General features: G+C 65.0%; 13 protein-coding genes. 5 read left to right on the top strand and 8 right to left on the bottom strand.

Annotated features, from left to right (window positions below; genetic code table 11):
- Positions 1-35 precede the first annotated feature (35 nt).
- The 3 genes from BE0216_RS08810 to BE0216_RS08800 form a co-directional block, all read right to left on the bottom strand.
- Complete coding sequence (locus BE0216_RS08810; protein WP_094637640.1) at positions 36-1,529, bottom strand: Maf family protein; 1,494 nt, start codon at positions 1,527-1,529, stop codon at positions 36-38.
- Between the two features lie 238 nt (positions 1,530-1,767).
- Complete coding sequence (gene thrB / locus BE0216_RS08805) at positions 1,768-2,808, bottom strand: homoserine kinase (protein WP_094637639.1); 1,041 nt, start codon at positions 2,806-2,808, stop codon at positions 1,768-1,770.
- 46 nt (positions 2,809-2,854) lie between these two features.
- Entirely contained in the window at positions 2,855-4,171 is a 1,317-nt protein-coding gene (locus tag BE0216_RS08800) for a homoserine dehydrogenase (protein ID WP_094637638.1), read from the bottom strand.
- A 352-nt stretch (positions 4,172-4,523) separates the two neighbouring features.
- On the opposite strand from BE0216_RS08800, the gene nagE reads away from it, so the two are divergent.
- Together nagE and BE0216_RS08790 are read left to right on the top strand one after the other, a co-directional pair.
- The gene (gene nagE, locus BE0216_RS08795; RefSeq protein ID WP_094637637.1) at positions 4,524-6,080 is read left to right on the top strand and encodes an N-acetylglucosamine-specific PTS transporter subunit IIBC; all 1,557 of its coding nucleotides are present in this window, start codon (positions 4,524-4,526) and stop codon (positions 6,078-6,080) included.
- Between the two features lie 118 nt (positions 6,081-6,198).
- Positions 6,199-6,720 (top strand): PTS sugar transporter subunit IIA, encoded by a 522-nt coding sequence (locus tag BE0216_RS08790; protein WP_094637636.1) that lies wholly within the window; start codon positions 6,199-6,201, stop codon positions 6,718-6,720.
- 304 nt (positions 6,721-7,024) lie between these two features.
- Here the strand turns inward: BE0216_RS08790 and BE0216_RS08785 are convergent, their stop codons facing one another.
- Both BE0216_RS08785 and argS read right to left on the bottom strand, forming a co-directional pair.
- Positions 7,025-8,692 (bottom strand): diaminopimelate decarboxylase family protein, encoded by a 1,668-nt coding sequence (locus BE0216_RS08785; RefSeq protein ID WP_094637635.1) that lies wholly within the window; start codon positions 8,690-8,692, stop codon positions 7,025-7,027.
- Between the two features lie 122 nt (positions 8,693-8,814).
- Positions 8,815-10,641 carry an arginine--tRNA ligase gene (argS, locus tag BE0216_RS08780; protein WP_094637634.1) on the bottom strand — a complete coding sequence of 609 codons (1,827 nt, stop codon included), beginning with the start codon at positions 10,639-10,641 and terminating at the stop codon, positions 8,815-8,817.
- A gap of 160 nt (positions 10,642-10,801) precedes the next feature.
- Here argS and BE0216_RS08775 point away from each other — a divergent pair, with 160 nt between their 5' ends.
- Both BE0216_RS08775 and BE0216_RS08770 read left to right on the top strand, forming a co-directional pair.
- Entirely contained in the window at positions 10,802-11,503 is a 702-nt protein-coding gene (locus BE0216_RS08775; protein ID WP_094637633.1) for a TetR/AcrR family transcriptional regulator, read from the top strand.
- A gap of 136 nt (positions 11,504-11,639) precedes the next feature.
- Positions 11,640-13,019 carry an MFS transporter gene (locus BE0216_RS08770; protein WP_094637632.1) on the top strand — a complete coding sequence of 460 codons (1,380 nt, stop codon included), beginning with the start codon at positions 11,640-11,642 and terminating at the stop codon, positions 13,017-13,019.
- A 224-nt stretch (positions 13,020-13,243) separates the two neighbouring features.
- Here BE0216_RS08770 and murA read toward each other — a convergent pair whose 3' ends face one another.
- Both murA and BE0216_RS08760 read right to left on the bottom strand, forming a co-directional pair.
- Positions 13,244-14,569, bottom strand: coding sequence for a UDP-N-acetylglucosamine 1-carboxyvinyltransferase (gene murA, locus BE0216_RS08765; RefSeq protein ID WP_094637631.1), 1,326 nt, complete (start codon positions 14,567-14,569; stop codon positions 13,244-13,246).
- A 134-nt stretch (positions 14,570-14,703) separates the two neighbouring features.
- Positions 14,704-15,948: a beta/alpha barrel domain-containing protein gene (locus BE0216_RS08760; protein WP_193042850.1), complete on the bottom strand. Its 1,245-nt coding sequence runs from the start codon at positions 15,946-15,948 to the stop codon at positions 14,704-14,706.
- A 149-nt stretch (positions 15,949-16,097) separates the two neighbouring features.
- On the opposite strand from BE0216_RS08760, the gene BE0216_RS08755 reads away from it, so the two are divergent.
- Positions 16,098-16,823 (top strand): response regulator transcription factor, encoded by a 726-nt coding sequence (locus tag BE0216_RS08755; protein ID WP_094637630.1) that lies wholly within the window; start codon positions 16,098-16,100, stop codon positions 16,821-16,823.
- Here BE0216_RS08755 and BE0216_RS08750 read toward each other — a convergent pair.
- Positions 16,798-18,090, bottom strand: a complete 1,293-nt coding sequence (locus tag BE0216_RS08750) for a sensor histidine kinase (RefSeq protein WP_158217247.1) — start codon at positions 18,088-18,090, stop codon at positions 16,798-16,800. The genes BE0216_RS08755 and BE0216_RS08750 overlap by 26 nt on opposite strands.
- Between the last annotated feature and the right edge of the window lie 77 nt (positions 18,091-18,167).

Below are 18,167 nucleotides of genomic sequence, written 5' to 3'. Positions count from 1 at the left end.
CGCCCTTACGGAACAGGAATCCGGCCATCAGCGGCTCAACGCTCCTGCGTGGCCAGCTCACGCAGACGGGCGGCGAAATTCGGCCAGTCGGTGCGCATGGCGGTCAGCAGTTTGCGGTTGGGCACGTCGTCGATCGGCACCCATTCGATCTCCATGCTTTCATCGTCGTTGGCCTTAGGCTCCACGCGATGGCCGGGTTTTTCGAACGCGAACACCGTGGTGTAGGACCATGGGCCGTGGTCCTCGCGGTACGCGCCCACCACTTCGATGTCTTCCGGGGTGATGTTCGCCTCTTCGTAGGATTCGCGCAGCGCGCCTTCGATCGGATTCTCCCCGTTGGCGGTCGCGCCGCCCGGAATGCCCCAGGTGCCGCCTTCGGCGCTCCACATCGCGCGATGCTGCATCACCACATGGGTCACCTCGCCGCTTGTCTCGTCGCGGCGGGCCAAGAGGATGCCGGACGCGCCGTTGGTGCCCCAATGCTTGCGGCCGCAGGCGCATTCGACCCATCCGTCGCCGGGCTGGTGCACGTTCTCCTTAGGCGGGATGATGACGGCGTTTTTGGGGGTGCCGCCCAATCCGCTCTGTTGCGCCGGTTCGGCATGCGCCACGCCACTGGCTTTGTCTTCGGGTTCTTTGACGCCGCGGCCCACATTCCACAAATCGGTCCAGGAGACGCCGAGTTCGGCGCATAGCCTGCGCGCCAACGGCAAGCTCAGGCCGATGATGCCGTGCGGGTCGCCTTCGATGCCGTCGATGAACGCGCCGCCGAAGCCCTCCAGCGTAAAGGATCCGGCCACTTCCAATGGCTCGCCGGTGGCGATGTATCGTTCGATGTCGTCATCCGTGTAGTCGCAGAAATGCACCTTCGCATGGCTGGCGCCACGCGCCACGCGGCCGGTGGCGAAGTCGATCAGGCAGTGGCCGGTCCACAGTTCGCCGGTATGGCCGCGCATCGCGCGCAGGCGTTCGCGGGCCACCTCCACGCTGTGCGGTTTGCCGTAGCATTCGCCGTTCATCAGAAACATCGAATCGCAGCCGAGAATCAGCGGACCGACCTCGTTATGCGACAGTCCGGCCTGTTCGCCGACGATCACGCTGATCGGCTCGGTTTCGGTGGGGATGCTCACACCAGAGAAATCGCGCGTGGTGGCCACGGAGGCGTTCGAGTAGTCGAGCTGCGGGCCGGCGGAAATGACGGGATGCTCGGTGTTTTTTGAGATGCCAGCCTCGGCGACTTCCGCCGCCCGCAGCGGATATCCGGTCACGCGCTCGCCACGGGCCGCGGCCGCGGTGGCGGCGACATCCCGATACGCCTGATGCACGGCCTGCGCCTTGGCTTCGGCGAGAATCATCACACGCTGGTCGACGCTCAGATCCGCGACCGCGACGCCCGCCTCGCGCGCGGCGCGCTCCAACGCGGCCGGCTCGTCGACATGCGAGACTCGGATCGTCGGGCATACGCCAGCCGAGTTGAGCACATTGCGGCGCGGAACGGATTTCGAGGCAAGAATCAGCGGAATACTCATACCCGCCACCTTATCAGCAGCCCACCTTGGCATACCAATAGAGATGCTTCGACTCCGCTACGCTCCGCTCAGCATGACGGAGCAACCAACTTCAACACATGCCGGGCGACACCACGCCATCAGGCCGAGCGACACCCTTCATCATGCCGAGCGACACCCTTCATCATGCCGAGCGATGACTTCGTCATGCCGAGCGGAGTCGAGGCATCTCATTCACGCCCCACACGCACAGCACCGCTTAGGCGCGCTCCACTTCGACGCCGCGGGCGTTGATGGGCAGGTGTAGCACGCGCCAGTGACCTGACGCGAGCTGTTCGGCGGCCACCTCGTCGATGGCCTCGCGCGCGTCGCCGTAGTGCAGCACCAGCACGCACGGACCCGCGCCGGAGACGGCGGCCGCATAGCCCTTGGCGCGGAAGGTTTCGATCAGTTCCCACGAGGGGGCCATCAACGGCGCGCGATAGGGCTGGTGCAGCTTGTCTTGGGTCGCGCTGAACAGCAGCGCGTTCGCCTCGCGTGCGGCCCGCTCCAACGCTTCGGCGTTCTCACCGTCGCCTGCGGTCTGGGCGAGCACGCGCGGATTCATCGCTGCCGGCAGCAAACCCACACGCGAGACGTTGTAGATCGCGTCGCGGTAAGGCAATTGACCCGGCAGCGCCTGCCGCGCCTTCTCGGTGGAGAGTTCGTAGTCGGGCACGAACACGGCGGCCGTGACGGCCCCGTCCACCGGATAGTTCACGGTGTGGAATCCGCCGTGCAGCGGCTCGCCGCCGGGAATCGGCACGGAGCCTACGCCTTCGCCGGTTTCGAAATCCCACGAGACGGTGAGTCCTCCGTAGACGGCCGGCGCCACATTGTCGGGGTGTCCCTCGATATTCGCGGCCAGCTCGAAAATGGCGTCGCGGTTGAGCTCACCGCTTTGCGCGAAGGCCGCGGCCGCCGCGATGCCCGCGACGATCGCTTCGGCGGACGATCCCATGCCGCGCGCCTGCGGGATATTGTTGGTCGCCTCCAGCGTGAAGCCGAAACGGCCAAGGCCGAAGGTGGAGCAGGCACGGCGGAAGGTGGAGACCACCAGATGCGTCTCATCGCGCGGCAGCGTGTCCTCGCCCTCGCCGTGGATGATCACATGCGCGCTCGTGTCGGCCGGGTCGTCGGACACCGTGAACACGAGTTCGTCGTGGTAGTCGAGCGCCAGACCGACGGTGTCGAAGCCGGAGCCGAGATTGGCGCTGGTGGCGGGCACGCGCACCGTCACACTGGAACACACTGGGGTCATTGGTCTCTCCTGCCGCGTTTGTTGTCGATTGTCCGATGTCGAGCGATCAGTCCATCACGCGCAGGATCGACGGTTCGCCGGTCACGCAGTCGAGCTGGCAGACGGCCTGCACGGTTTCGCGCAGCGTCACCTCGTCGGTCAGATGCGTCACCAGACGCAGCTGCTGGATTTCGCCGTCGTAGCCCGGATCGGTCATGGTGGGTTTCAGATCCTGGTTCACGCCGTTGATGGACACGCCGTGGTCGGCGAATTCCTTGGCGATCGCGGCGAGCACGCCCGGCTTGTCGTGGATGAGGAAGCGCACGGCGAAGGCCGCCTTGGAGGCGTTGATCGGCGCCTTGGGCAGATCCTTGTACAGCGGGATGGACGGTCCGGTGGTGCCTGCGGCGATATGGCGCGCCACGGTGACCACGTCGCCCACCACGGCGGAGGCGGTGGGGGCACCGCCCGCGCCGCGACCGTAGAACATCAGGTCGTCGGCGGCCTCGGCCTTGACGAACACGGCGTTGAAGGAGCCGTGCACGGAGGCGAGCGGATGCGATTCGTCGATCAGCGCCGGGTAGACGCGCGCGGAGACGCCGGCCTCGCCGTTCTCGACCACGGCGAGCAGCTTGATGACCTTGCCTTCGGCGGTGGCGGCGGCGATGTCGTCGGCGGTGATCTTGGTGATGCCCTCGACGGTCACATCGTCGATGCCCACAGCGGTGTGGAAGCCGAGCGTGGCCATGATGGCGGCCTTGTTGGCGGCGTCATAGCCTTCGATGTCGCCGGTCGGATCGGCTTCGGCGTAGCCCTTGGCCTGGGCGTCCTTAAGTACGTCGTCGAACTGCAGACCCTTGGTGGTCATCTCGTCGAGGATGTAGTTGGTGGTGCCGTTGACGATGCCGAGCATGCTGGTCACCGTGTCGCCCACAAGGGATTCGCGCAGGGGGCGCAGGAACGGGATCGCGCCGCCCACGGACGCCTCGAAGTAGATGTCGACGCCCTTGGCTTCGGCCGCGGCGTAGATCTCCGGGCCGTATTTGGCGAGCAGCGCCTTGTTGGCGGTCACGACGGACGCGCCGGATTCGATGGCGGCGAGCACGAAGGTGCGGGCCACGTTGGTGCCACCGATCAGCTCGATGACGATGTCGGAATTGGTCGCCACATGCATGGTGTCGGTGGTGACGACGGATTTGTCGATCCACGGGAAGGGGTCGGTTTCCGCCGGGTCGAGGCAGGCGACTCCGGTCAGCTCGATCGGGCGCCCAATGCGGGCCGCGAGCTCGTCGCGCTGTTCGACGATAAGGCGGGCGGTCTGCGAGCCGACGGTGCCGGCGCCGAGCAGTCCTACGCGGATCGGGGTTTCGTTCTCAAATGCCACAGGGGTCCTTCCTTCGCATCCGGCGATTACCTGGGCCATTCTACGTTCCGAATCCGACACGCCGCGCGATAACATCGCTAACAAAAATACAAGATCGCTGTGCGGAACCCCAAAGCCCAACTCCCCGTTGCGCTAAGCGGCTCAATGGGTTGCCCGCACGGAACAGAAAATGGAAAGATTCTTAACGAATTGGATGACACGACACTTTTCTTGTCGTACCATGGTCAATTGAAGCGGTGCTGCTTGGCACGCCCGTCCGTTGAATCCAAAGGCGGAGGAGACGCGGCGGACAGAGAGAAAGGTCATGCGAGAACAATTCACCGCTCACAACCCTCAAGAGGGAGGATTAGGAATGAAAGCATACGTTCAGCGGCTTGGTCGCGCGCTTATGCTGCCCGTTGCGTGCCTGCCTGCGGCTGCACTCTTCCTGGGCATCGGTTACTGGATCGACCCGAGCGGATGGGGCGGCAATAACGTCGTCGCCGCGTATCTGTGCAAGACGGGCTCCGCGATCCTCGATAATCTGGGTCTGCTGTTCGCCGTTGGCGTCGCCATCGGCATGGCCCGCGATAAGGACGGCGCTTCCGCGCTTTCCGGTCTCGTCGGCTTCATGACCGTCACCACGATCATGGGCTCCGCGAGCATGTTCCTCGGCTTCGACGCCGAAACCGTCGCCACTGAGAACCCGGCTTTCGCCGCCGGCGCCATCGGCAACAAGAACGTGTTCTTCGGCATCATGGTCGGCTGCGTGGCCGGCGCGCTCTACAACAGGTTCGGCAAGACGAAACTGCCCGACTTCCTGGCGTTCTTCTCCGGCCGCCGCTGCGTGCCGATCCTGACCGCCGCGATCATGTCGGTCATCTCGCTCATCCTGCTGTTCGTGTGGCCGGTCGTCTACAACGGCCTGGTCTGGTTCGGCGAGTCCCTGATGGGCATGGGTGCCGTGGGCGCCGCCATCTACGCGTTCTTCAACCGTCTGCTTATCCCCACCGGTCTGCACCACGCACTGAACAACGTGTTCTGGTTCAACCTGGCCGGCATCGACGATATCACCAAGTTCTGGAACGGCGTTGGCGGCCTTGACGGCGCCACCCCGGCGGCCCTCGCCACCGGCGGCTTCCATCCGTGGGGCGTGTACGTCACCGGCATGTATCAGGCCGGCTTCTTCCCGATCATGATGTTCGGTCTGCCCGCTGGCGCGTTCGCCATCTACCGTTGCGCCAAGCCCGAGAACAAGAAGGCCGTCGGCTCCCTGATGCTGGCAGGCGGTCTCGCCGCCTTCCTCACCGGTGTGACCGAGCCGCTCGAATTCTCCTTCATGTTCGCCGCCTTCCCGCTGTACGTGGTGCACGCGCTGCTCACCGCCCTGTCGGTGTTCATCGCCGCCTCCTTCCAGTGGATCGCAGGCTTCAACTTCTCCGCGGGCTTCATCGACTGGTTCCTGTCCCTGCGCGTGCCGCAGGCGAACATGCCGTGGATGTTGATTCTGCAGGGTGTGGTCTTCGCGATCATCTACTACTTCCTGTTCACCTTCCTGATCAAGAAGTTCGACATGAAGACCCCGGGCCGTGGCGATGACGATGACGCGGCGACCGCCGCCGTGGCCGGCATCATGGACACCGGCGCCGAAGACAAGAAGGCCGCCGCTCCCGCCGGAGACAAGCATGTCGCTCTCGCCAACACGCTCTACACCGCCCTCGGCGGCAAGGAGAACATCGTGGACATCGAGAACTGCGTGACCCGTCTGCGCATGGGCGTGCACGACACTTCGAAGGTTGATCTCGACGCCATCCGCAAGGCCGGTGTTCCGGGCGTCAAGGTGCTTGACGCGAAGAACATCCAGGTTGTGGTCGGCACCCAGGTGCAGGCCGTGGCCGACGCCATGGAGGAGATCCATCAGAAAGCCTGAGTGAGATAGGTTCAGTCTCCGCGGCCGGGCCGAGCGGATTTCATATCCGATTCGCCCGGCCGCGGAATTATTTTCAATCCATCAATCCACACGAACACAGCCGAAAGGACCTTGATTTATGGCCGGCTTATTCTCTTCCCTGTTTCACCGCGACGACGCGCCCGAAACCCCGGCGACTCCCGCCGGCGAGCCGGTCGTCGCTCCCACCGACGGCGCGCTCAAGCCCGTCACCGAAGTGCCTGACGAGACCTTCGCCGCCAAGATTCTCGGCGATGGTTTCGCCGTCGTGCCGACCTCGGGCACGGTGCTCGCTCCGGTCGCCGGCACGGTGACCACCGTGGCGGACGCCAAGCACGCCGTGGGCATCACCACCCCCAGTGGAGTCGAAGTGCTGGTGCATATCGGCGTCGACACCGTGCAGCTGGGCGGCGCGCCGTTCGAGATGCTGGTCTCCCAAGGGCAGACGGTCGCCGCCGGAGAGCCCGTCGAGAAGGTCGACCTCGAGGCGGTGAAGGCCGCCGGCAAGCCCACCGACGTGATCGTGGTGTTCACCAATCCGGACGCCATCGCCGTGCTCGACCTCACCACGTCCGGCGACACCACCGCCGGCGCCGCGCTAGGCACGATGACCACCAAGTAGCCGCGTCTCGCTGCGAGACCTACTCCCAGCGAAAACCTGCTTCCATACGAAACGGGGTTCCTTCTCAGTTGAGAAGGAACCCCGTTTCGTCATCCCGAGCGGAACGCTCCTTTTTCTTGTCATCCTGAGCGGAGGGCGTAGCCCGGAGTCGAAGGATCTCACGCTTTTGCTGGATCCAAGGGCGTGAGATCCTTCGACTACGCTGCGCTCCGCTCAGGATGACGAGGGGCGGCTCAGAGGTTTGAGATCCTTCGACTCCGGGCTACGCCCTCCGCTCAGGATGACGGAAGACGGAAATGCGCGTCTATTCGCTGACGTCCAAAGCGAGCAGGTCGTCGACGGTTTGACGGCGCAGCATGACATGCGCGTCGGCGTGCGAGACGGCGACGACGGCGGGGATCAGCGCCTGGTTGTAGTTGCTGGCCATCGTGCGGCCGTACGCGCCGGTGACCGGCACGGCGAGGATGTCGCCGCGCGTCACGTCGGCGGGCAGCCGCACCTCATGCACGACGATGTCGCCGGATTCGCAGTGCATGCCGACCACGCGCGCCAGCATCGTCTCGGCCGATCCGGCGCGGTTCGCGAGCCGCGCGGTGTAGTCGGCGCCGTACAGGGCAGGGCGGATGTTGTCGCTCATGCCGCCGTCGACGGAGACGTACACGCGCTCGTCGATCGGCTCGCCGGCGGCGTCGCGCGCGTCGGCCAGATGCACATGCTTGACGGTGCCGACGCGGTACAGCGTCACGCCCGCGGGCGCGACGATCCAACGTCCCGGCTCGAAGCTGACGGCCGGCATGGGCATGCCGAGCGCGCGGTTCGTCGCCAGCACGGCCTCGGCCAGACGTTTGAGCTCGGCCTCGACGTCCATACGGTCCTCGCCGTCCGTGTAGGCCACGGAGTAGCCGCCGCCGAGGTCCACTTCGGGCAGCGTGTAGGCGTCGGTCGCGTAGAAGGTTTTGCGCAGCAGCATCATGCGCTTGGCGGCTTGGATGAACGCGTCGGCCTCGTGGATATTGGAGCCGATATGCGAGTGGATGCCAACAAGCTCCAGATCGGCTTGCCGCGCGAGGATGTCCTTGAGCACGGCGAGCGCCGGCCCGTCGGCCACGGTTTCCATGGCGGCGGCGAGGGCGCGGTCGGCCTCGGGGATCTCCTCATGGCTCAGGTCGTACGGGTATTTCACGTCGTATTGCAGTTCGCGCGCGCCGGAATTCCGCGCGGTCGAATCTTCCTGTCGGGAGGCGTGCGCGGAGTCGGACGATTCGGCGGACTGCCCGGCTGCGGCACCGTCCGCTTCCTCACCCGCGACGACACCCGTGGTCTGGGCGAGCCGCGCGTTGGTCACGGCGGGCGTGATTCCAGCGAGGTTGTCGAGCACATCAAGCACTCCCGCGTCGGCGCCGGCGGCCAGCAGCGGCACGCCGAACTTCTGGTCCTCATGCGCGGTGGAGATGTATTCGTGTCCGCCCGCGTGGATGCCGGCGGTGACGCGCAGCATCACGCGCGCGCGTTTGCCGAGCGAACGGGCGATGCGGGCGATGCGTTCGGGCTCGTCGGGCTCGTCGACCACGATTTTCGCGAATCCCTCCTCGATGGCGAGCGCGATCTCCTCGTCGGATTTGTTGTTGCCGTGCAGCACGAGACGGCGGCCGGGCACGCCGGCGGCGAGGGCGATGCGCATCTCGCCCATGGTGCAGGTGTCGACGAGCATGCCCGCTTCGGTGACGATGCGCGCGATTTCTTTGGAGAGGAACGCTTTGCCGGCGAAGCTCACATGCGTGGTCGAGGTGGTGAAGGCGTCGGCCGCGGCGCGCACGAAGCGGCGGGCACGGGCGGACACCTCGTCGGTGTCGATGAGGTAGAGCGGCGAGCCGAATTCATCAAGCAGACCGGAGGCTGTGCGGCCGTGGAAAGTCAGTTCGCCGTTCTCGTTCACGGCTGTGGCTTCGGGCCAGATGGGGGTGATGGGCATGTCTTCGGTCCTTCCTGCGTTCTCTTGCGCTCTTCAGTGGGACGATTACGGCATCGCCGCGGACGGTTGAGACCGTTGTCCGCGGCGACGTTCGAAGGTTGTTGGCTGGCGGTGGTCCGCCGTCACATCTTCTCCGGCGCTTCGACGCCGAGCAGATCAAGCCCGGCCGCGATGACGGTCTGGACCGCGTCGTTGAGCTTGAGTCGGGCGGCGGCGCGGGCCGGTTCGGGGTTCTTGGCGATGCGCAGCGTCTCGCGTTCGGCCTCGGCCAGGCGTTCCTCGGGTTCGGTCAGGGCCATCGGCACGACACGCTCGACGTTGTACCACTTGTGGTAGGCGGCGGCCAGATCCTCGAGATAGTGGGCCACGCGGTGCGGGGCGCGCTTGTCGCCGGCTTCGCGCAGCACGGCGGGCCATTGGGCGAGCGCGGCGAGCACCTCGCCGTCGGCTTCGGTGTCGAGCAGGGACAGGTCGGCCACGTCGGCGCTCACGCCGGCGGCGGCCGCGTTGCGGTCCACGTTGCAGGAGCGGGCGTGCGCGTACTGCACGTAGTACACCGGGTTTTCGTTGGTGTGGCTGGCGAGCAGGTTCAGGTCGATGTCGACCGGCGAGTTGTAGTCGGTGCGGGCCAGCGAGTAGCGGGCGGCGTCCACACCGACGGCCTCGACGAGGTCGTCCAGGGTCACGACGTTGCCGGCGCGCTTGGACATGCGCACGGCCTTGCCGTCCTTCATCACGTTGACGAGCTGGCCGATGAGGATCTGCATGTTCTTGCCCGGCTCGTCGCCGAAGGCGGCGCACATGGCCATCATACGGCCGATGTAGCCGTGGTGGTCGGCGCCGAGCATGTAGATCGCCACGTCGGCCGGATCGTTCTCACGCTTGCGCTTGTTGCGGTAGTAGGCGATGTCGGCGGCGAAGTAGGCGTATTCGCCGTTGGATTTCAGAATCACGCGGTCCTTGTCGTCGCCGTGCTTGGTGGATTCGAACCAGGTGGCGCCGTCCTTCTCGTAGATGTCGCCACGCTCGCGCAGGTCGTCGATGGCGCGCTCCACCTCGCCGGCCTCATACAGGCTGTTCTCGTGGAACCACACGTCGAAACGCACGCGGAAGTCCTTCATGGACTTGCGGATCTCGTCGAACATCATCGGCACGGCGCGCTTGCGGAACTCCTCACGCAGGGCGGAGTCGCCCTCGCCGACGGGCAGGCCGTCGTCGTCCAAGCCGCCGTCGCTGTGCTCAAGCGCGGTGAGCTCCACGCCGTCGGCCTTGGCCTCCTCCTGCACACGGGCGGCGATCTCGTTGATGTAGGCGCCCTTGTAACCGTCGCCGGGGGTTTCGGTGTTGTAGCCGAGCGCGCCGAGGTCGTTGTCGTGCGCCCAGGCGGCGACCAGCGACTTGGCGAAGCGGTTGATCTGCTCGCCGTGGTCGTTGAAGTAGTATTCGCGCACGACCTTGGCACCGTTGGCTTCGAGCACGCGGGCCATCGAATCGCCGACGGCCGCCCAGCGGGTGCCGCCGATGTGGATCGGGCCGGTGGGGTTGGCGGAGACGAACTCAAGGTTGAGCGTCTCGCCGCCCAGATGGTCGTTTTTGCCGAAGGCCTGGCCGGCCTCGAGCACGGAATCCACCACGGCGGCGGCCGAGGCGGAGTCGAGGGTGATGTTGATGAAGCCGGGGCCGGCCACCTCGACGGACTTGATGCCGGGGTCGGCGGTCAGTTCGGCGGCGAACAGTTCGGCCAGATCATGGGGTTTCATGCCGGCTTTTTTGGCCAGCTGCATGGCGATGTTGGAGGCCCAGTCGCCGTGCGCGCGATCCTTGGGGCGCATGACGGCGAGCTTGTCGACCGGGGGGATGAGGTCGTCGGTGAGCTGGCCGGCCTGTCCGGCGGCGACCAGGTTGTGGGCAATCGTGGAAATCAGTGCACTTAACGCTTCAGGACTCATTCTCCCCAGTCTACCGAGACAAGCGACACGACGGACCGGCCGGGTTTCAACATGGACGAACGCGCGTTTCTAAGGGACACACGACATACATACCGACCGGCGGTATGTATAATAGCATCAGCCGCCGGTGGCGGTGAAATGTCGTAAGGAGACGAGGCATATGGCACGCAACGCGCACCCCGAAGTCACACGTCGCCGTATTCTCGACGCCGCGCAGAAGCTGTTCTTCACCAAGGGCTACGAGCACACCACCATGCGCGACATCCTCGATGAGCTCGGAGACCTCTCCAAAGGCGCGATATACCACCATTTCGCCTCCAAAGAGGCGATTCTCGACGCCTTGTGCGAAGAGGACGGCCAGCGCATGAAGGCCTCCCCCATCCGCAATGACGACTCGCTGGACGGCCTGCACAAAATGCGCGCGCTGATCGCCAACTCGGTGACGGACATGCCGCATATGCAACTGATGGGCGAAGCCTACCCCACTCTGGAAGACCCCACGACACTGGCCGCCAACCTCAAAGCGTGGCGCACCATCGTGGCCGACATGTTCCTCGAACTGATCGACGCGGGAATCGAGGACGGCTCGATCACCACCGACTATCCTCGCGAGGCGGCGGAGATCATCTCGCTGCTCACCAACTACTGGCTGGCGCCGACGTTCTACCCGGGCACGCAGGCCGAACTGCGGCATCGCGTCAAAGCGCTCGCCCTGATGTGCGATTCGCTCGGCGTGCCGCTGTTCACCGACGAACTCATCGACCAACTCACCGAAGGCTACGCGGCGTTCCTCGGATCGACCGAATCGCACATCGGCGAAGAAACGCAGCGGTCTGGAGATGGCGACGGACCGGCGGCGTAGCAAACGCCCACGCCTCAGCCGCGCCCCATACAGATAATCCACAGCCGACAATCCACAACCGATACCACCATCACTCTCACCAGGTCATAACCATCACCATTATTCATACCGTCGGTCGGTATGTAAGGAGGCAACCATGAACCGCGATTCCGCACATCCCGCAGAAAGTCGTAGCACCCACGACAGCCACAGCAGGTATGCCACCCGCAACACCCGCATCCGTCACGACGGGCATGACAATCGCAACCATCGCAACAGCAACCGAAACAACACCAGCCCGCTGCGTTCCCGCGACTTTGTTCTGCTAGTCACGGGCCAAGGCATCTCGCTGTTCGGCAATATGACGCTGCGATTCGCCATGTCGATGTGGGTGCTCGACGAAACCGGCTCGGCCACCATATTCGCCAGCATTCTCGCTGTGTCCATCGTGCCGACGATTCTGCTTTCCCCGTTCGGCGGCGTGCTCGCCGACCGCGTGAACCGCCGCACCATCATGGTGGCGCTCGACGCGGCGTCCGGCGCGCTGGTGCTGGCGTGCGCGCTGGTGTTCGCGGCGCTCGGCTTCAACATCGCCGCCGTGGCCACCATGCAGGTGCTGCTCGCCGTGCTCGGCGCGTTCGAAACCCCGACCGTGCAGGCCGCGCTCCCCCAACTGCTACGTAGACAAGACTCCGGCACGCTGCGCCAAGGCATGGCCGTCGTCAACCAAGTGCAGCAGCTCGCCTCGCTGCTGCCCAGCTTCCTCGGTGGCGTGCTGTACGCGTTCTTCGGCATCCGCCTGATGATGAGCATCGCCGTCGCGAGCTTCGCCCTCGCCGCTGCGCTCGAATGCTTCATCCGTCTCGGCGACCCGCGCGGCGATGCCACCGCTGAGCCGTCCTGCGAGCAACCCTCACCGCTTGACGACCTCAAGGCCGGCGTGCGCTTCCTCATATACGAACGACCGAACATCCTCAAACTCATGCTGTTCGCTGCCATACTCAACTTTGTCGTCGCCGGCTATTCGGCGGTCGGATTCCCCTACATCATCCGCACCGCGCTCGGCTTCGACGCCACCGTCTACGGATTCAGCGACGGACTGCTCGGTGTGGCGGGCGTGGCAGGCGCGTTCATCGCTGGCACGGTCGCGGCCAGACTCACCATCGAGCATATGGCTCCGTCGCTGTACGCGCTGGCCCTCGCCCTCATCCCGCAAGGAATCGCCTTCATGCTGCCGATCGGCAACTGGGCGAAACTCGCGGTTCTGGTCGTCTTCAGCTGCGCCGTGGTGATCGCCTGCAGCTTCACCAATCTCATCGCCATCCCCGCCATCCAACTGCGCACGCCGCAGGAGATGACCGGCAAGGTGATGTCGCTGGCCAGCTCGCTAGCCATGTGCGCGCAGCCACTCGGCCAGATGCTGTACGGCTGGGCCTACGACCGGCTCCCGGTCGCGGCCGTGCTGCTCGTCTCCGGTCTGGCCATGATCGCGCTGACCCTCATCGGCACCCCGATCTTCCGCCATTTCGACGACTGAGTCGGGCAGACATCCCAGCTCCGCCACATTGCCTCGCGTAAAACCCATCACTGACGCACACTCAGTGAATGTTTTTACACGGCAAACGGCGGACTTCCGTAAAAAACGCCGCTGATTGCGAGTCAGCGGCGTTTTTTACGGAAGTCGGGCGATGCCCGCGTAATTTGCGCCGCTGACTAAAACTCAGCGACAGCTTTTACGCGAGCGACTTCAAGACCTAAGAATCAGTCGACTTCGGCACCGAGGGCGGCGAGCTTGCCGCGGAAGTCGGCGTAGCCACGGTCGATCAGGGAGATGCCGCGTACATTCGACGGGCCGGAAGCCGTCAGCGCCGCGATCAGGTGGCTGAAGCCGCCGCGCAGATCCGGCACTTCGATATCGCGGCCGGTCAACGGAGTGGGCCCGAAGATCACCGCGGAATGCTTGTAGTTGCGCTGCTGGAAACGGCAGGGCAGGGATCCCAGGCATTCACGGTACAGCTGAATCGTCGCGCCCATCTGCACCAGCGGCTTGGTGAATCCGAATCGGTTCTCGTATACGGTTTCGTGCACGATCGACAGGCCGTTCGCCTGGGTGAGAGCCACCACCAGCGGCTGCTGCCAATCCGTCATGAAGCCGGGATGCACGTCGGTTTCGATGGCCACGGGCTTCAGATCGCCGCCCGGATGCCAGAAGCGGATGCCCTTGTCGGTGATGTCGAACTCGCCGCCGATTTTGCGGAACACGTTCAGGAAGGTCATCATCTCGGGCTGCGTGGCACCCTTGACGAAGATGTCGCCATGCGTGGCCAGCGCCGCCGAAGCCCAGGACGCGGCTTCGATGCGGTCGGTGAGCGCGGTGTGCGTGTAGCCCTTGAGTTCCTTGACGCCTTCGATGCGGAAGGTGCGGTCCACGTCCACGGAGATGATCGCGCCCATCTTCTGCAGCACGGCCACCAGGTCCATGATCTCCGGCTCGGTCGCGGCACCGGACAGTTCGGTTTTGCCTTTGGCGAGCACCGCGGCGAGCAGTGTCTGCTCGGTCGCGCCCACGGAGGGGTACGGCAGGTGGATCTTCGCGCCGGTCAGGCCGTCCGGCGCGGTGATATGGATGCCGTCCTTATGCTCCTTGTCCACATTCGCACCCAACTTGCGCAGCGTCTCCAAATGGAAGTCGATCGGCCGGCCGCCAATGTTGCAGCCGCCCAATGCCGGAATGAACGCCTCGCCCAAACGGTGCAGCAGCGGCCCGGAGAAGAGGATCGGAATGCGCGAGGATCCGGAGAGCGTATCCACATCGGCCACATCGGCCAATTGCACATTCGTCGCGTTGATGGTGACGATGCCCTTGTCGCCGTTCACATCCACGTCAACGCCGTGCAAGCGCAGCAGGTCCGACACCACATGCACGTCGCGGATCTCCGGCACGTTCTTCAGCACCGACGTGCCCGGTGCCAGCAACGCGGCCACCATCGCCTTGCTCACGAAATTCTTCGCGCCACGCACCTTGATTTTGCCGTTCAGAGGTTTGCCACCCACCACATGCAGCACATCATTTTCGTTCTCGACCACAATTACCTCTTTCGACTCTCAGGCTTTCGCGAAAACACTGGTTCTCAGTTTGCCACACGTCTTGTGTTAGCCCCGTGAAATGCGCCATCGGAGGAACCTTTTGGAGAACGGAAACCTGACCGCGAGGCGGCGGACTAGCGGGCGGCTTTGATGCGGCGGGCGAGCGTCGCGTCCCACATGGCGCCGGTGGCGGACATGACGGCGTTCGCGCCGACCTTCCGATAGGCGTCGTAGTCTTCGGGTTCGATGACGCCGCCCACGCCGATGATCGCGAAGCCCAGCCCGAGACGTTCGCGGATCGCGGCGAGACGCCCCACCATGTCGAGCCCGGCACCGCGGATCGCGTTGCCGCACACGCCGGAACGCTCACGTCCCGCGCCGGGCAGCGCCTGATTGCCGTCGGCGTCGACCAGACGCGCGGAGATGGTGTTGATCGTCGAGAACGCCTGCACACGGCCAAGCGCGGCGGTTTCGCGCACCATGGTCTCCAAAGCGCCGTCGTCGGGAATGTAGGCGAGTTTGATGACCAACGGCCTCTCGCCGATCTCGTTCTTCACGGCTTCGGCGATGCGCCCGACCAGTTGCGGATCATGGCACAGCAACCGGTTGTGGCCTTCGTTCGGGCAGCTCGTGTTCATCTCCATCAGTCCCGCGCCGGTTTCGCACACCAGCCGGGCGGTTGTGACATGGTCGGCGATGTACGCGGCCTCATCCATCCCTTCGACGCGCGATCCCTGGAAGCTCGGCACCAGCAGTTGCCCCGCCCCGGCGGCCGCGATGGCCTTGCGCATATCCGGCTGCCATTCGTCAGGGTCGCGGCTGGGCACGCCGAAGGAGTTCGAAATGGAGATCGGCAGCTCGTAATTGGTGTCGGCGAGCACGCCTTCGTCCAATTCCGCCGATCCCGGCGTCAGCGAACCGTCGGACGAACGCGGATGCACGGCCAGCACGTTCGGAAAGGCGTTACAGCCCCACGCCCGCGAGCGCACGGTTTTGTAGACGGCCAGATCGAAGCCCATGCGAAACGCGGCCGTGATGAACTTCTCGTTGAGCAGAGGACCCGCTGGGATGCCGAACGGCAGGTTCACGGGGAAACCAAGGAACGATTCGGTGGGCATGCCGACAGCATCCGCGCCGCCGCCTTGCGTTTCAGAGATCCGTGTTTCAACAGTTCCTGTTTCAACGCTCTGCGTTTCCAAGACCGGCATAACGGCCGAAACGTTGGAACCGTCGGTATCGGCGGACATCCCGGCTCCGACCCGGACTTCCGCCGCTTCCCCTTGTCCGGCGAGCGCCTCGGCGAACGCGCCGAACGGACCTCGCTCGTAATTGTCCTCATAGGTCAGATTCACATCGTAGAACGGTTCGAAATCACTCATCCTGGGGAGCCTTCGGTCGATCCGAGGGCGCGGCGGACGCACCTCGGAATGTCGGTTTGATGCTGATTCCTCCACGATAAGACATCCGTCCAACATTGGCCGCCGCCATACCGCATCTCAACCGCCGCGCCGCCAGTACACTGGAGCGTATGAGTGAAGTGAAGGGAGCGACCGCTCTGCCGGTTCCGGTGGCGGCGGTGGACAACGACCGTATGGCGCTGCTGGCGATCAAGGGGATTCTGCCGCAGCTGCTGCCCGGCGCGCAGTGGATGTGGGGCGCGGCCACCGCGCAGGAGGCCATCGCCAAGGCGCTCGATCCCGACACCCGCCCCCGACTGCTGATGGTGGATATGTCGCTGGGCGAGTCGACCGGCGTGAGCGTATGCCGCAAGATCCGCGCCCGCACCAGTCGCGTGCGTCTGCTGGCGATCACCGCTTTCGCGACGAACACCTATGCCGAGCAGGTCGCCGAGGCCGGCGCGCAGGGCATCGTGTCCAAAGCGGATGTGCCGCAGCTCGCCCAGGCGCTGCGTGTGGTAGCCGCCGACGGCGTGTTCAATCCGAATCCCGCTTCATCGGCCGTGTTTCTCACCGCCGAACGCGCGCACGAGCGGCTGGCGCGCGGATCCGCCTCCGGGCAGGCCGCTTCGGGAAGCGCCTCGATAATCGCCGAGGAACAGACCTCACCCAAGTTGGGAGCGAAGGAGGCCGAAACCCTGCATCTGCTGTCGCGTGGCATGTCGTATGAGCAGATCGCCACGCAGTGGGGCGTCGCCGCGTCCACCGTGCGCACGCACGCGCACCGCGCGGTGGACAAGCTGGGCGCGCATTCGCTCGCCCACGCCATCGCTATCTGGTTGGAATCCGGGCGTTGAGAATCCACACGCCGTCCTGTACGCCGGTGGCGAGCATGCCGCCCAACGATTCGACGGCCGTGCGATGCAGCGAAAGTCCCCTGCCGTGGCGAACGCCGCGCAGCACCGTGGGTTCGTGTGAGATCGGATTTGTCGCGGTGAGCCGGATTACATCGCCGTCGAGGTCGACGGTCACACTGTAGCCCGTCCCGTCTTCGGTCGTCCCGTCTTCGGGCGGCGCGCAGTGACGCACGATATTCGCGTAGGCCTCCTCCAACAGCGCCGTCACCGTCTCGCACAGCGGATCGTCCGCCTCCACGTCGGTGTGCAGGTCGCCGTCGATTCTCGACGAGCCGACGAAACCAAGCATATGCAGCAGCCGGTCCTGCTCCTCCATGATCCTTTCGATGGCGGCGTCCAACGTGGGCGCTTCGGCGGCCGGATCGGGCGGTTCCAGCTCGCGTTTGCCGTTGAGCACGTCGATGACCTCGTGCACGCGGTTCAACGCATGATGCGAACGTTCGTAGATCGCGTCGAGGATTTGCGTGTCATCCTCGACGCCTTTGGCGCGCCAGGTGAGCATCGCGATGGTGGACATATCGTTGGCCACCGAGTCGTGGATCATATGGGTGAGCTCCTGCTCGCGGGTGATGCACCCGAGCATCGCCTCCGCGTGGGCGAGCCGGGCGTTGGCCGTCGCGTTCGAGCTGAACGAATAGCCGAGGATCACGGCGAATCCGCTGACCATCATGGAGATAAGCGTTCCGCTGACCATCAAAGCCAACGGCCCGGGCTGATCAGCCGCGTTCGGCGGCGGCACCGTGCCCATCTCGCGCCCCGCATCGATCCACCCCTGCACGAAGCCGCGCACGCCGCTCACCGCCGCGCTGTGCGCGCCGAAGTACACGGAACAGACGGTTTCCGCCAGCGCATACACAACCACCACCGCGGCGCTGCCCCATCCAGGGAACGCATAGCCAATCGCGATGAACAGGCAGAACGAGACGATCACCACGCCTACGTCCATCGGCGATGTGCCGCTCATCCAAGTCGCGGCGAAGCACAACGGCAGACCGGCCGGCCCCAGCACCCTCGGCGCGTATGGCAGCAGCACGAGCATCACGATGCCGGCGAGCATCACCAGCATGTCGCCGGGCGTCTGCGGCGGCGCGAACACCATCAGCGGCAGCATCGCCACGATGCCGACCGCGCAGGCGTTGGAGAGGAAGCCGGTCTCATGCCACCATCGTTTGAACCGCCGCCAACCGTCCGCCACACGCACATCCATGCCGATCCTCCCGTCCTCGCGGGCGCGACCGCCCGTTCGTTCCCTCCACCTTATCCGCATGATGGGCGGCGGCCGAG

The organism is Bifidobacterium eulemuris (assembly GCF_014898155.1).
Classification (GTDB): Bacteria; Actinomycetota; Actinomycetes; order Actinomycetales; family Bifidobacteriaceae; genus Bifidobacterium; species Bifidobacterium eulemuris.
The sequence above is the reverse complement of the archived record's forward strand: the minus strand, read 5'-3'. Positions and strand labels throughout refer to the sequence as shown.